This window comes from Actinacidiphila cocklensis, from assembly GCF_907177275.1.
Lineage (GTDB): Bacteria > Actinomycetota > Actinomycetes > Streptomycetales > Streptomycetaceae > Actinacidiphila > Actinacidiphila cocklensis.
In genome coordinates this window covers 66595-81023 of sequence record NZ_CAJSLV010000052.1, presented here as the reverse complement: position 1 = coordinate 81023, position 14429 = coordinate 66595, and the positions used below count along the sequence as shown (strand labels likewise).

General features: G+C 75.6%; 11 protein-coding genes. 10 read left to right on the top strand and 1 reads right to left on the bottom strand.

Translation table 11 applies throughout. The annotated features are described in order from the left end of the window. Positions 1-34: 34 nt before the first annotated feature. Genes NFU81_RS15585 through cobC form a run of 10 tightly spaced genes read left to right on the top strand, consistent with a single transcriptional unit; the run spans position 35 to position 11231 of the window. Positions 35-2077 (top strand): putative cobaltochelatase, encoded by a 2043-nt coding sequence (locus NFU81_RS15585; RefSeq protein ID WP_251489977.1) that lies wholly within the window; start codon positions 35-37, stop codon positions 2075-2077. After that, the gene (cobO, locus tag NFU81_RS15580) at positions 2077-2673 is read left to right on the top strand and encodes a cob(I)yrinic acid a,c-diamide adenosyltransferase (RefSeq protein WP_251489975.1); all 597 of its coding nucleotides are present in this window, start codon (positions 2077-2079) and stop codon (positions 2671-2673) included. Before NFU81_RS15585 ends, cobO begins: the two co-directional genes overlap by 1 nt. Beyond that, positions 2667-4211, top strand: a complete 1545-nt coding sequence (locus tag NFU81_RS15575) for a cobyrinic acid a,c-diamide synthase CobB (protein ID WP_251489973.1) — start codon at positions 2667-2669, stop codon at positions 4209-4211. Before cobO ends, NFU81_RS15575 begins: the two co-directional genes overlap by 7 nt. Continuing rightward, positions 4196-4924: a precorrin-2 C(20)-methyltransferase gene (cobI, locus tag NFU81_RS15570; RefSeq protein WP_251489970.1), complete on the top strand. Its 729-nt coding sequence runs from the start codon at positions 4196-4198 to the stop codon at positions 4922-4924. Before NFU81_RS15575 ends, cobI begins: the two co-directional genes overlap by 16 nt. Then, positions 4921-5721: a precorrin-4 C(11)-methyltransferase gene (gene cobM / locus NFU81_RS15565; RefSeq protein ID WP_251489968.1), complete on the top strand. Its 801-nt coding sequence runs from the start codon at positions 4921-4923 to the stop codon at positions 5719-5721. The genes cobI and cobM overlap by 4 nt, the downstream gene beginning before the upstream one ends. 4 nt (positions 5722-5725) lie before the next feature. Beyond that, the gene (gene cbiE, locus NFU81_RS15560; RefSeq protein ID WP_251490088.1) at positions 5726-6961 is read left to right on the top strand and encodes a precorrin-6y C5,15-methyltransferase (decarboxylating) subunit CbiE; all 1236 of its coding nucleotides are present in this window, start codon (positions 5726-5728) and stop codon (positions 6959-6961) included. Further along, entirely contained in the window at positions 6958-8673 is a 1716-nt protein-coding gene (cobJ, locus tag NFU81_RS15555; protein ID WP_251489966.1) for a precorrin-3B C(17)-methyltransferase, read from the top strand. The genes cbiE and cobJ overlap by 4 nt, the downstream gene beginning before the upstream one ends. Then, positions 8670-9269 carry a precorrin-8X methylmutase gene (locus NFU81_RS15550; RefSeq protein ID WP_251489964.1) on the top strand — a complete coding sequence of 200 codons (600 nt, stop codon included), beginning with the start codon at positions 8670-8672 and terminating at the stop codon, positions 9267-9269. The genes cobJ and NFU81_RS15550 overlap by 4 nt, the downstream gene beginning before the upstream one ends. Continuing rightward, positions 9266-10162 (top strand): sirohydrochlorin chelatase, encoded by an 897-nt coding sequence (locus NFU81_RS15545; protein ID WP_251489962.1) that lies wholly within the window; start codon positions 9266-9268, stop codon positions 10160-10162. Before NFU81_RS15550 ends, NFU81_RS15545 begins: the two co-directional genes overlap by 4 nt. Further along, positions 10146-11231, top strand: a complete 1086-nt coding sequence (cobC, locus tag NFU81_RS15540; RefSeq protein ID WP_251489960.1) for an Rv2231c family histidinol phosphate aminotransferase CobC — start codon at positions 10146-10148, stop codon at positions 11229-11231. The genes NFU81_RS15545 and cobC overlap by 17 nt, the downstream gene beginning before the upstream one ends. Here the strand turns inward: cobC and NFU81_RS15535 are convergent. Beyond that, positions 11206-14229, bottom strand: coding sequence for an ABC transporter substrate-binding protein (locus tag NFU81_RS15535; RefSeq protein ID WP_251489958.1), 3024 nt, complete (start codon positions 14227-14229; stop codon positions 11206-11208). The genes cobC and NFU81_RS15535 overlap by 26 nt on opposite strands. Between the last annotated feature and the right edge of the window lie 200 nt (positions 14230-14429).

The following is a 14429-nucleotide window of genomic DNA, read 5'->3' as shown; positions in this document are numbered from 1 at the left end:
CGGTGGATGGCCGCGGGTGGACGGAGGAGGAAGCATGAGTACGCCGTACCCGTTCAGTGCCCTGGTCGGGCAGGAGGACCTGCGGCTGGCGTTGGTGCTCAACGCCGTCTCCCCCGCCGTGGGGGGCGTTCTCGTCCGGGGGGAGAAGGGGACCGCCAAGTCGACGGCCGTGCGGGCGGTGGCCGCGCTGCTGCCGGCCGTTCCCGTCATCCCCGGCTGCCGGTTCTCCTGCGCGCCCGGGTCCGCCGACCCGGAGTGCCCCGACGGCCCGCACCCCGCCGGGAGCGGGGCGTCGCAACGCCCGGCCCGGCTGGTCGAGTTGCCCGTCGGCGCCTCGGAGGACCGGCTCGTCGGCGCGCTCGACATCGAGCGCGCCCTCGCCGAGGGCGTGAAGGCCTTCGAACCGGGCCTGCTCGCCGCGGCGCACCGCGGCGTGCTGTACGTCGACGAGGTCAACCTCCTGCACGACCACCTGGTCGACCTGCTGCTGGACGCGGCGGCGATGGGCGCCAGCTACGTCGAGCGCGAGGGCGTCTCCGTACGGCACGCGGCCCGTTTCCTGCTGGTCGGCACGATGAACCCGGAAGAGGGCGAGCTGCGCCCGCAGTTGCTCGACCGCTTCGGCCTGACCGTCGAGGTCGCGGCGTCCCGCGAGACCGACGAGCGCGTCGAGGTGGTGCGCCGTCGGCTGGCGTACGACGCCGACCCGGCGGGCTTCGCGGCCCGTTGGGCACCGCAGGAGCAGCAGGTGCGGACGCGGATCACCGACGCCCGCGCGCTGCTGCCCGACGTGCGGCTCGGCGACGCCGCCCTCCGGCAGATCGCGGCGACCTGCGCGGCCTTCGAGGTCGACGGCATGCGCGCGGACATCGTGATGGCCCGCACCGCGACGGCGCTGGCCGCATGGGCGGGCCGCACGGTCGTCCTGGCCGAGGACGTGCGGCAGGCGGCACTGCTCGCGCTGCCGCACCGGCGCCGCCGCAACCCCTTCGACGCGCCGGGACTCGACGAGGACAAGCTCGACGAGACGCTGGAGCGCGCCAGGTCGGAGGCCGGTGACGACGATCCGGACCCCGACACCGACCCGGACGGGGACGGAGGCGGGGACGGCGGCGGCCCTGACGGGGGCGGGCAGCCGCAGGAGCCCGACGCGCCGGCGGCCACGGGCGACGACGGGCAGGAGCAGCGGGACCCGGCGGGGCCTGCCGGTGAGTCGGCCGGGCAGGACGCGCCCGGGGGCGGGGCGCAGGAGCGGCCCGCGGCGGCCGCCGCGGAGCCGTTCAGAACGCGGACGCTGACCGTGCCGGGGCTCGGCGAGGGCGCCGCGGGCCGCCGTTCGCGGGCCCGGACCGCGCAGGGCCGCACCACCGGCGCCCGGCGCCCGGACGGCGCCCTCGGCCGGCTGCACCTCGCGGCGACCGTGCAGGCCGCGGCACCGCACCAGCGCGCAAGGGGCCGCAGCGGCCCCGGACTCGTGCTCCGCAGGGACGACCTGCGGCAGGCCGTGCGCGAGGGCCGCGAGAGCAACCTCGTGCTGTTCGTCGTCGACGCCTCGGGCTCGATGGCCGCCAGGCAGCGGATGTCGGCGGTGAAGGGCGCGGTGCTGTCGCTGCTGCTCGATGCGTACCAGCGGCGCGACAAGATCGGCCTGGTCACCTTCCGCGGCGCGGGCGCGGAGTTGGCGCTGCCGCCGACCTCGTCGGTGGACGCGGGGGCGGCCCGGCTGGAGAAGCTACCGACGGGGGGCCGTACGCCGCTGGCCGCGGGCCTGCTGAAGGCGCACGAGGTGCTGCGCATCGAGCGGTTGCGCGACCCGTCGCGGCGCCCGCTGCTGGTCGTGGTGACCGACGGGCGGGCCACCGGCGGCCCCGATCCGGTGGCGCTCGGCGCCCGCGCGGCCCGGCTGCTCGCCGCGTCGGGCACGGCCGCGGTGGTCGTGGACTGCGAGTCGGGGCCGGTGCGCCTCGGCCTGGCGGGCGCGCTCGCCGCCGACCTGGCGGGGACCGCCGTCACGCTCGGCGAACTGCGGGCCGACACGGTCTCCGCACTGGTCAAGGACATCAGGAGGGCCGCGTAATGCCGCAGGGACAGCCGAACGTGGTGCCCGACGACGGCCTCACGACCCGGCAGCGCCGCAACCGGCCGCTGACGATCGTGCACACCGGGGTCGGCAAGGGGAAGTCGACGGCCGCCTTCGGGCTCGCGCTGCGGGCGTGGAATCAGGGCTGGCCGGTCGGGGTGTTCCAGTTCGTGAAGTCCGCGAAGTGGAAGGTCGGCGAGGAGCGGGCGCTGCGGGTGCTCGGCGCCTCCGGCGAGGGCGGCACGGTCGCCTGGCACAAGATGGGCGAGGGCTGGTCGTGGGTGCAGCGCTCGCTCGAAAGCAGCGAGGAGGCCGCCCGCGAGGGCTGGGAACAGGTCAAGCGCGACCTGGCCGCGCAGACCTACCGGCTGTACGTGCTGGACGAGTTCGCGTACCCGATGCACTGGGGCTGGGTCGACACCGCCGAGGTCGTCGCGGTGCTGCGGGACCGGCCCGGCGCCCAGCACGTGGTGGTCACCGGCCGCAACGCGCCGCCCGCGCTCGTCGACGCCGCCGACCTCGTCACCGACATGTCGAAGGTCAAGCACCCGATGGACACCGGGCAGAAGGGGCAGAGGGGCATCGAGTGGTAGCCCGCCTCGTCATCGCCGCACCTGCCTCGGGCAGCGGCAAGACCACCGTCGCGACCGGCCTGATGGCCGCCTTCGCGGACGCCGGCCTGGCCGTGTCCCCGCACAAGGTCGGCCCCGACTACATCGACCCCGGCTACCACGCCCTGGCCACCGGGCGGCCAGGCCGCAACCTCGACCCGTACCTGTGCGGCCCGCAGCGCATCGCCCCGCTCTTCCTGCACGGCGCGGCGGGCTGCGAACTGGCCGTCGTGGAGGGCGTGATGGGCCTCTTCGACGGTGCCTCGGGCCAGGGCGAGCTGGGCTCGACCGCGCAGGTCGCCACGATCCTGCGGGCGCCGGTGGTGCTGGTCGTCGACGCGGCCGCGCAGGCGCGGTCGGTGGCCGCGGTCGTCCACGGCTTCGCGTCCTTCGACCCGCGGGTGCGGGTGGGCGGGGTGGTGCTCAACAAGGTCGGGTCGGCGCGGCACGAACGCGTTCTGCGCGAGGCGCTTGATGAGGTGGGGGTGCCGTGTCTCGGGGCGCTCGGGCGCGGGGACGATCTTGTCGTGCCCTCGCGGCACCTCGGGCTCGTGCCGGTCGCGGAGCGGTCTGCCGCTGCGCGCCTCTTCGTCCGCGCGGCGGCCGCCCGCGTCCGTGGGGCCTGCGACCTCGCGGGCCTCCTCGCGCTGGCGCGCAGCGCCCCCGCCCTCCAGGCGGAGCCGTGGGACCCGGCCGCCGAGGTGGCGGCCTGCGGCGCTTCTTTCCCCGGCCCCGCCCCTTCCCGAACCCGGGGCTCCGCCCCGGACCCCGGTCCTCGAACGCCGGACGGGCTGGAGAGTCGCCAGGTCGAGCCCGTCCGAGCCGAGCAAACCGAGCCCACCCAACAAACCCAGCCCGTCCGGCGTTTGAGGACGCGCCGGGAAGTGGGCGCGGGCGTCGGGCAGAACGTGGGGCGCGAGCCCGTCGTGGCCCTGGCCGCCGGGTCGGCGTTCACGTTTCGGTACACCGAGCAGGCGGAACTGCTTCGTGCCGCGGGAGCGGAGGTCGTCGAGTTCGATCCGCTCAGGGACGAGTCGCTGCCGGAGGGGACAACGGGCCTCGTCCTGGGGGGCGGGTTTCCCGAGCTGCACGCGGCGGAGCTGGCCGCGAACACCGCCCTCCGCGAGGAGATCAGGAAGCTGCGTGCCCCGGTCGCCGCGGAGTGCGCGGGCCTGCTGTACCTGGCCCGCACGCTCGACGGCGAGCCGATGTGCGGGCGGCTGCCCGTCACGGCGAGCATGACCGGCCGCCTCACCCTCGGCTACCGCGAGGCTGTCGCGCTGAGCGACAGCCCGCTGGCGGCGCCGGGCACCCGCCTGCGCGGGCACGAGTTCCACCGCACGGCGGTGGACCCGCCGCAGGGCGCCGCCGCCGCGTGGGGCTTCACGCATCCGGAGCGCCGTACCGAGGGCTTCGTGGACGGTGCCGTGCACGCCTCGTATCTGCATCTGCACTGGGCCGCGGAGCCGTCGCTCGCGACCCGTTTCGTCGAGAGGTGTGCCGCATGGACCTGCGACTGACCGGGGTCGGGGTCGGCCCCGGCGACCCGGAACTGGTGACGGTGAAGGGCGTGAACGCGCTGCGCGCAGCGGGCGCGGTGGTGGTGCCGGTGATGGACACCGGCGAGCTCGGCCGCGCCGAGGCGACGGTACGGCACTACGTGGCCGCGGACCGCATCGTCAGGGTCGTCTTCGCGCTGAACGAGCGCTCCGACCGGGGCCGCCGCGAGGCGGCGTGGGACGCGGCCGGGGCGCGGGTCGCCGAACTGCTGCGCAGTCGCGGCTCGGTGGCGTTCGCGACGATCGGCGACCCGAACGTGTACTCCACGTTCACGTATCTCGCGCACACCATCGGCGAGTTGCTGCCGGGCGTGGCGGTGGCGACGGTGCCGGGCATCACCGCGATGCAGGATCTGGCGTCCCGCAGCGGGGCCGTACTGACCGAGGGCACCGAGCCGTTGACGCTGGTGCCGGTGACCGCGGGGGCGGCGGTGCTCAAGGCGGCGCTCGAAGGCCCCGGCACGGTCGTGGCGTACAAGTTCGGCCGGCTCGCGGCCGAGGTCGCGGCCGCGCTGGCGGCGACCGGCAGGACCGAGGGCGCGGTGTGGGGCAGCGCGCTTGGGCTGCCGGAGGAGTCCATCCGCCCGGCGGCGCAGCTGCTGGACGGCCCGCTGCCGTATCTGTCGACGCTGATCGCGCCCGCGCGGCGGGACGGCAGGGGAGGAAAGCTGTGAGCGGCAAGGTCACCATCGTCGGCGCGGGGCCGGGCGCGGCCGACCTGCTCACCTTCAGGGCGGCGGCGGCCATCGCCGCGGCCGACGTCGTCATCTGGGCGGCGAGCCTGGTGCAGGCGGCGGTCCTGGAGCACGCGAGGCCGGACGCGGAGATCCTGGACTCGGCGTCGATGTCGCTGGAGGACGTCGTCGCCGTCTACGAGCGGGTGCGTCGCGAGGACCTGCGGTGTGCGCGGGTCCACTCGGGCGATCCGGCGCTGTGGGGCGGTACGCAGGAGCAGGTCGACCGGTGCGCCGAGCTGGGCGTCGAGGTGGAGATCGTGCCGGGGGTGTCGTCGTTCTCCGCGGTCGCGGCCGCGGCGGGGCGGGAGTTGACGATTCCCGAGGTCGCCCAGTCGGTGGTGCTGACCCGGCTCGGCGGCGGTAAGACGCCGATGCCGCCGGGCGAGGAGGTGCGGGAGTTCGCCCGGCACGGGACGACGATGGCGGTCTTCCTGTCCGCCGCCAGGTCCGGGCAGCTCGCGGCCGAGCTGCTGGAGGGCGGCTATCCCACCGACACCCCGGTGATCGTCGCCCACCAGGTGAGCTGGCCGGAGGAGTTGCTGCTGCGTTGCACGATCGCGACGCTGGAGGAGACGGTCAAGGCGCACCGGCTGTGGAAGCATACGCTCTTCCTGGTCGGCCCGGCGCTGTCCGCGCAGGGGACGCGGTCGCATCTCTACCACCCGGGGCACTTCCACGGTTTCCGGCGGGCCGACCCGGTCGCGCGGCGCGAACTGCGCGAGTCCCGTGGGTGACGCGGTGATCACGGTGCTCGGTACGGGAACGGGCGGGCCGCCGCCGGCCGTCGGCGCCGCCGACCTGCTGGTGGGCGCGGCCCGCCATCTGGAGGCGGCGGAACTGCCGGGCGGTGCACGCCGGTTGGTGCTCGGGCCGCTGGGGCCGGCGCTGGACGAGATCGACGGTTACGTCGCCGCGGGCCGCCGGGTGGTGGTGCTGGCGTCCGGCGACCCCGGCTTCTTCGGGATCGTCCGGGCGCTGGGCGCACGGTTCGGCGCGGGCGCGCTCGACGTGCGGCCGTCGGCGCCGTCCGTCGCGGTCGCCTTCGCCCGGGCCGGTCTGAGCTGGGACGACGCGGTCGTGGTCAGCGCGCACGGGCGGGATCTGCGGGCCGCGGTCAACGTGTGCCGAGCGCATCCGAAGGCGGCGGTCCTGACCGGTCCCGGCGCCGGGGCGGCGGAGCTGGGGGCGGCCCTGGCCCGTACCGGGATCGCGCGCACGCTCGTCGTGGCCCGCGGACTCGGCTCGCCCGGCGAGTCGGTGGTGGCCGTCTCGCCGGAGGAGGCCGCGGACCGGGACTGGGGTGACGCGGTCGGCGTCGTGCTGTGCCTGCGGCCCGGTGCAGCGGTGCCGGCCGCCGGTACGGTCGCGGGTCCGCCGGCGGCACCCGCCGGATGGGCGCTGCCCGAGGCGGACTTCGCGCACCGGGACTCCATGGTCACCAAGTTCGAGGTGCGGGCGCTGGCGCTGGCCCGGCTCGGGCCGCGTACCGGTGAGCTGGTCTGGGACATCGGGGCCGGGTCCGGGTCGGTCGGCGTGGAGTGCGCGCGGTTCGGGGCGGCCGTCGTGGCCGTGGACAGGTCCGCGGAGGCGGTGGAGCGGGTGCGGGCCAACGCGCGGGTCCACGGGGTGGACGTCCAGGCGGTGGTGGGCAGCGCGCCCGCGGTGCTCGGGCAACTGCCCGACCCCGACGCCGTTTTCGTCGGCGGCGGCGGTTCCGACGTGGCGGCCGTCGTGGCCGCGTGCGCGCGGCGGGCGCGGCGGGCGGTGGTGGTGACGCTCGCCGCGGTCGACCGGGTCGCCGGGGTCCGTGCCGCGCTCGCGGCGGCGGGGTTCACCGCGGACGGCGTCCTCCTGCAGTCGTCGCGGCTGGCGCCGCTGCCCGGCGGTGTCACCCGGCTCGCCGCGGCCAACCCCGTCTTCGTCCTGTGGGCCGAGCGGCCCGCAACCCCCCGTACCGAAGGAGCACGCTCGTGATCGGCCTCATCGCCGCCACCGCGGCGGGCAGGACCGGCTGCGACCGGCTCGCCGCCGCTTGGCCGGACCGTACCCGCCGCTACGACGGCGCCGCCGTCGGCGAGCTGCTGCCGGCCGCCTTCGCCGAGTGCGACCAGCTGGTCGTCTTCCTCGCCACCGGTGCGGCGGTCCGCCTGCTGGCACCGCTGCTCACGGGCAAGGCGTCCGACCCGGGGGTCGTGACGGTCGACGAGGCGCACCGCCACGCGGTCGCCCTCCTCGGCGGCCACGCCGGCGGGGCGAACTCCCTTGCCAGGGAGGTCTCCACGGTCCTGACGACGGCGCCGGTCATCACCACAGCGACCGACGCGACCGGCACCCCCGCGCTCGACGCGCTCCCCTACCCCGTGGAGGGCGCGATCCCCGCGGTGACCCGCGCCCTGCTCGACGGCACCCCCGTCCACCTCCACGAGGACACCGCCTGGCCCCTCCCCGCCCTCCCCACCCGCCCCGCCGCAGCGGAGGGGCAGGTCGCCGCGGACTACGCCGTGCGGGTCACGGACCGGGTGGTGGACGCCGGAGAGCGGGTCGTGGTGGTGCGGCCGCCGTCGCTGGTGGTCGGGGTCGGGGCGAGCCGGGGGGTCACCGCCGGGGAAGTCGTCGGGCTGGTCAGGGAGTGCCTGGCGGGCGCCGGGCTCGCGGAGGCGAGCCTGTGGGCAGTGGCCACCGTCGACGCCAAGGCGGGCGAGGCGGGGATCGTGGCCGCGGCGGCCGAGCTGGGCGTGCCCCTGGTGACGTACCCGGCGGGCGAGCTCGCGGAGGTCGCCGTACCGAATCCCTCGGCGGCACCGCTGCAAGCGGTCGGGACGCCCTCCGTGGCCGAGGCGGCGGCCCTGCTGGCCGCCGGGCAGGGCGGCGAACTCCTCGTCGAGAAGCGGAAGTCGGCGATGGCCACCGCCGCGGTGGCGCGGCGCCGGCCGCGCGGGCGGCTCGCGGTCGTGGGGCTCGGCCCGGGCGCCCGGGACCTGCTGACGCCCCGCGCGGCGGCGGAGTTGCGCCGCGCCTCGGTGGTCGTCGGCCTTGACCAGTACGTGGCGCAGATCCGCGACCTGCTGCTGCCCGGCACCCGGGTGCTGGAGTCGGGCCTGGGCGCCGAGGAGGCACGGGCACGCACCGCGGTGGCCGAGGCCCGCGCGGGCCGCGCGGTCGCGCTGATCGGCAGCGGCGACGCCGGGGTGTACGCGATGGCCTCGCCGGCCCTCGCGGAGGCCGCCGACGACATCGACGTGGTCGGCGTCCCCGGCGTGACGGCGGCCCTGGCGGCGGCCGCGCTGCTGGGCGCACCGCTCGGCCACGACCATGTCTCGATCAGCCTGTCGGACCTGCACACCCCGTGGGAGGTGATCGAGCGCCGGGTGCGGGCGGCCGCGGAGGCCGACCTGGTGGTGACCTTCTACAACCCGCGCAGCCGCGGACGCCACTGGCAGCTGCCCAAGGCCCTGGCCCTGCTGGCCGATCACCGCTCCCCCGCGACACCCGTCGGCGTCGTACGGGAGGCGTCCCGCCCGGACCAGGAGGTCACCGTCACCACGCTGGCCGGCGTGGACCCGTCCACCGTCGACATGGTGTCCGTGGTGGTCGTCGGCAACACCGCCTCCCGCGTCGTCGCCGGCCGGATGGTCACGCCGCGGGGCTACCGCTGGCAGGCCGCAACCGGGAGCGAGGACGCATGACCCGCACCGTCCACCCCATCGAGCAGGAGTCCTTCCGCATCCTGCGCTCCCGCCTGGACACCTCCGCGCTCCCGCACCTGCACCGCGCGGTGCTGGAACGGGTGATCCACTCCAGCGCGGACCTGGCCTACACCGACGACCTGGTCGCCGACGAGGCCGAACTGACCGCCGCCCAGGCCGCGTTGCACGCGGGCGCCCCGATCGTGGCCGACGTCGCCATGGTCGCGGCCGGCATCACCGCCCGCCGGGCGGTCTGCCGCCTCGGCGACGCGGTCGCGAGCCCGGGGCTGACCCGCAGCGCGCACGCGATCCGGCTGGCGTACGAGCAGGTCGGCCCCGGCGCCCTGTGGGTGATCGGCTGCGCGCCGACCGCGCTGGAGGAGCTGCTCGTGCTGGACGCGGCCCCCGCGCTGGTGATCGGCCTGCCGGTGGGCTTCGTGGGGGCGGCCGAGAGCAAGGCGCACCTGCGCGCCTCGGGCCTGCCCGCGGTCAGCAACATCTCGGAGAAGGGCGGCTCCGCGGTGGCCGCGGCCGCACTGAACGCGCTGCTCTACACCCCTGCCGCAGCACACGATCGCAAGGAGAACGACCTGTGACACCTCCCGCTCTGCTCCTCGTCGGCCACGGCACCCGTGACGAGGCGGGCGCCGCGGCCTTCCGCTCGTTCGTGGCGCAACTGGGCGCCGCGCAGCCGGGGTTGCCGGTGGGCGGCGGCTTCATCGAGCTGTCGCCGCCGCCGCTGGCCGACGCGGTCGCGGCGCTGGCGGGCGCGGGCGTACGGGACTTCGCCGCGGTGCCGCTGGTGCTGGTCTCGGCGGGGCACGCGAAGGGCGACATCCCGGCGGCGCTGGCCAGGGAGAAGGAGCGCCACCCGGGCACGTCGTTTGCGTACGGGCGCCCGCTGGGGCCGCATCCGGGGCTGCTCGCGGTGCTGGAGCGGCGGGTGGACCAGGCGCTCGCGGGCGCGGACCGGGCGGACGCGACAGTGCTGCTCGTCGGGCGCGGCTCGACCGACCCCGACGCCAACGCCGAGGTCTTCAAGGCGGCCAGGCTGCTGTGGGAGGGCCGCGGTTACGCGGGCGTGGAGACCGCTTTCGTGTCGCTGGCGGAACCGTCGGTCCCGGCCGGGCTGGACCGCTGCCGGCGGCTGGGCGCGCGCACGGTCGTGGTGCTGCCGTACTTCCTGTTCAGCGGGGTGCTGCCGGACCGGGTACGGGAGCAGGCCGCGCTGTGGGCGGCGGGGCAGGGCGGTGAGGCCGACGTCCGGTGCGCGGACGTGATCGGCGCCGAGCCGGAGCTGGCGGAGCTGGTGATGGAGCGCTACCGGGAGGCGGTCCGCGGGGATCTGCGGATGAACTGCGACTCCTGCGTCTACCGGGTGGCGATGCCCGGCTTCGAGGACCGGGTGGGCCTGCCGCAGCAGCCGCACCACCACCCCGACGACCCGTCCCACCCGCACGGCGGCCACACCCATGCTCACACCCACTGAGCGCGGCGCGCAGCCTACGGCCGACGCGTACGACCTGGCGCACCACGGTGACGCGGAGGTCGGCGAGGGGCTGGTGGACCTGGCGGTCAACGTCCGTACCGGAACGCCGCCTTCGTGGCTGGCCGAGCGGATCACCGCTTCGCTGACCGGACTTGCCGGCTACCCGGACGGGACCGCTGCCCGGCGGGCCGTCGCTCTGCGGCACGGCAGGGCGGACGAGCGGGAGGTGCTGCTGACCGCGGGTGCGGCGGAGGCCTTCGTGCTGCTTGCCAGGGCGTCGCGGCCGCGGCACGCGGTCGTGGTGCACCCGCAGTTCACCGAGCCGGAGGCGGCGCTGCGGGCCGCGGGGCACCCGGTGGAGCGGGTGCTGCTGTCGGCGGCGGACGGTTTCCGGCTGGACCCCGCGGCGGTGCCGCGGGACGCCGACCTGGTCGTGCTCGGCAATCCGACCAACCCGACGTCGGTGCTGCATCCGGCCGACGTCGTAGGGCAGTTGGCGCGGCCCGGGCGGACGCTGGTGGTGGACGAGGCCTTCATGGACGCGGTGCCGGGCGAGCCGGAGTCGCTGGCGGCGGTGCGCGACGTGCCGGGGCTGCTGGTGCTGCGCAGCCTCACCAAGACCTGGGGGCTCGCGGGGCTGCGGATCGGCTACGTCCTCGGCGCGCGCGAGCGGCTCGCGGAGCTGGAGCGCGCGCAGCCGCTGTGGGCGGTCTCCACGCCGGCGCTGGCGGCGGCCCGCGCGTGCATGGAGCCGGCGGCACTCGCCGAGGCGGCCGCCGCGGCCGGGCAGGTGGCGGCCGACCGGGACTACCTGCTGTCCCGGCTGCGGGACTTCACCGGGGTCCGGGTCGCAGGGGACTCGCCGGCGGCGCCCTTCGTGCTGCTGGAGACGCCCGCGGGCGCGCAGGTCAGGGAGCGGCTGCGGGCGCTGGGCTACGCGGTGCGCAGGGCCGACACCTTCCCGGGTCTCGGCCCCGACTGGCTGCGGGTGGCGGTGCGCGACCGCCGTACCACGGACGGATTCCTCAACGCGCTGGCCATGGCTAGGACTGAACTCCCAGTGCGGTGAGGTCGATTCCGCCGAACACCTGCTGCTGGTAGGCGTTGGTCAGGCGGCTGCCGCGGTAGACGAGGTGGCGGGCGTAGACCAGCGGCACCATCGTGGAGTCGCGCATCGTGGCCTTGTCGGCCTCCTTCCACTGCGCTTCGGCCGCGGTGGGGTCGGTGAGGGTGTCGGCCTTCTCGACGATGCCGTTGAGGTCGGTGTCGTCCAGGGACGCGTAGTTGTTGGGGCTGCCGGGCTGGACCAGGGTGCGCAGGAAGCCGCCGCCGGTGGGCCAGTCGGCGGCCCAGACGGTCAGGGCCATGCCCCAGCCGGCCTGCTTGAGCTTCGCGGGCGAGGTCAGGGTGGGGTAGTAGGTGGCCGCGTCCACCTGCACGATCTTGACCTTGATGCCGACCGCGGCCAGGGCGTGCTGGATGGCCAGCATCGCGTCCTGGAGCCGCGGCGAGTTGTTCGGTCCTGCGAGGGTGACGTCGAAGCCGCTCGGCTTGCCGCAGGCCGCCAGCTGCTGCTTGGCCTCGGTCGGGTAGGCGGCGCCGTCGCTGTAGCCGAAGGGGTGGGCGTCCACGTCGTAGCCGTCGGTGACCGGGGGCAGCAACGTGGTGGCGACATCGCCGCCGTTGTACTGCCCGCCGAGCACGGCCCGTATCTGCGAGCGGTCGACGGCGTACTGGATGGCCCAGCGGCACTTCTGGTTGTCGAAGGGCGCGACGGTCGTCTGCAGGGACAGGTAGCGGGTGGCGCCGTTGTAGACCAGGTCGGCGCGGCTCTTCAGGTCGGGGTCGTTGAGCAGCTTGGCCTCGGCGCCGTCGGACAGCGTCTGCGCGTTGAGGTCCAGGTCGGCGGAACCGGACAGCAGCGCGTCCTCGACGGCGTCCTGGCTGCTGTAGTACCGCAGGTCGATCGCGTCGGGCAGTGCGGAGCGGATGGGGTCGGTCGACGGCTTCCAGTGCGGGTTGCGGACCAGGTGCAGCGAGCTGTCCTGGGTGTAGCTCGCGATCTTGTACGGGCCGCTGCTGAACGGCTTGTCCTGGAAGTCCCTGCCGTCGTTCGTGTCCCGCGCGGGCGGGATGGGCGCGGCCATCGACATCGCCAGCACGTAGCGGAAGTCGGCGAAGGGCTTGGAGAGGGTGAAGACGATGGTGGACGCGTCAGGCGTGGCGATCGAGCGCAGGCCCAGCTTGTCCGGGTCGGTGTCCTTGTAGGGTCCCTGGTAGTTCTGGCCCTGGTCGAGCAGGTCCGCGAAGTAGCTGGGTCCCGTGCCGAACTCCGTACGGTCGAAGGTCCGTTCGATGCCGTACTTGATGTCCTGGGACCTGATGGGGCTGCCGTCCTCGTAGGTGAGGCCGGACTTGAGGGTGAAGGTCCAGGTGTAGCCGTCGGAGCTGACCCGCCCGGTGTCGGTGGCGAGGTCGGGCATCAGCTTGCGCCCGGCGGGGCCGGGCATCGGCGCGTAGTCCACCAGTTTGCGCAGGTAGAGGCGCTGCAGGTTCCACGACGGCTGCGAGTAGGTGCGCGCCGGGTCGAGCATGCCCTCCTCGGTGGTGGACGCGGCCAGTTGCAGGGTGCCGCCCGTCTTGACGGACGGCTTGACCACCCCGTCGAGGCCGCCGCCGTATCCGGCGCCCTCCTTGCCGCCGTGCCTCTTCAGCGCGGCGTCCTGGGCGAGGTGGACCGTCGGGCCGGTGGGCGGCGTCGTCGGGTCGTCGCCGCCTCCGCCGCCCCCGTCGAGGGGGACGAAGACGTAGGTCACGGTCGCCGCGACGGCGGCCACCGCGAGCCCGGACACCCCGGCGATCCAGCGCCGCCTGGCCCGCCGTGCCGGGTCGAACTCCCCCGTGGCGCTCGGTCCGTTGAGCGGCGGCGGGGTGCCCGGATGGTACGGCGGCGGCAGCGGCACCTGCGGCCTGAGCGCGTAGGCCGGGTGCTCGGCCGGCGTGGGCGGCGGCGGGGTGGACTCGGCGGGAACGGCGCCGAAGGGGTTCGCCGGCGGCGTCGGCGGGGGTGTGTGCGGCTGCGCGGGGGTGGCCGGGGTCTGCGCGGCCGGGGCGGCGGGGAGTCCGCCGCCGGCGCCGAAGGTGGCCCGCGGGTCGCCGCCGGCACCCAGCGGGCGGGTCGACCGGTCGTCCGCCGGCGGCACGGCGGGGCCGGCCAGCAGTGCCGAATGGCCGGACGCCGTCAGCCAGTTGCGCAGCCGGTCGCGGAAGACCGCGGCGTCGAAGTGCCGGGCCGCCGGGTCCTTGGCCAGTGCGGTGAGCACCAGCGCGTCCAGCTCCTGCGGCACCCGCGGGTTGCGGGCCGACGGGGCGGGCGGCGCGGTGTGGACGTGCCAGTACATCAGGTTGATCGGGTTGCCGTCGGTGAACGGCGGCCGTCCGGTGAGCAGTTCGGTCAGGACACAGCCGACCGCGTAGACGTCGCTGCGGGCGTCCACCTCGGCGCCGTTGATCTGCTCGGGCGACATGTAGCTGGGGGTGCCGATCGCGGACCCCGTGGTGGTCAGCCGGGAGTCGGTGTCCAGGACGCGGGCGATACCGAAGTCAGCGACCTTGACGACGCCTTCCGTGGTGACCATGACGTTCGCGGGCTTCACGTCGCGGTGGACGGTGCCGTGGCGGTGCGCGTGGGCGAGCGCGTCGAGGATGTCGCAGGCGATCCGCACCGCGCGCTCCGGGGCGAAGTACGTCTGCCGGCGCAGGACCTGGGACAGGGTGCCGCCGCGGACGTACTCCATGACGAGGTAGGGCACCACCTCGTCGCCGTCGCGGACCTCGTCCTGGTCGTGGACGGTCACGATCCCGGGGTGGTTGAGCGCGCCCGCCGCCTGGGCCTCGCGGGCGAAGCGGCGCCGCGCGTCGGGGTCGCCGGCCAGCTCGGGCAGCAGTGTCTTGACGGCGACGGTGCGGCCCATCCGGGTGTCCTGCGCCCGGTGGACGCGGGCCATGCCCCCGGCGCCGAGCAGCTCTTCCAGCTGGTAGCGCCCCGCGAAAAGCCCGTCCGTCATACCTGCCCCGCCCGCCTCTGTGCTCAGCGCCCACCGTGTCCGCAGCACTCAGCGCCGGGCTGAGCCGGACCCGCGCCAACCGGCCGGACCTCTGGCCGAGTTGCCGGTCTCGGGGAAAGCCTAGAGGGCGGCGTCCGTGGTAGGACGCCGCCCCGGAGGCATTCGTTCCCCCCTTGTGACCTTGCTACGGGTCTGTCTCG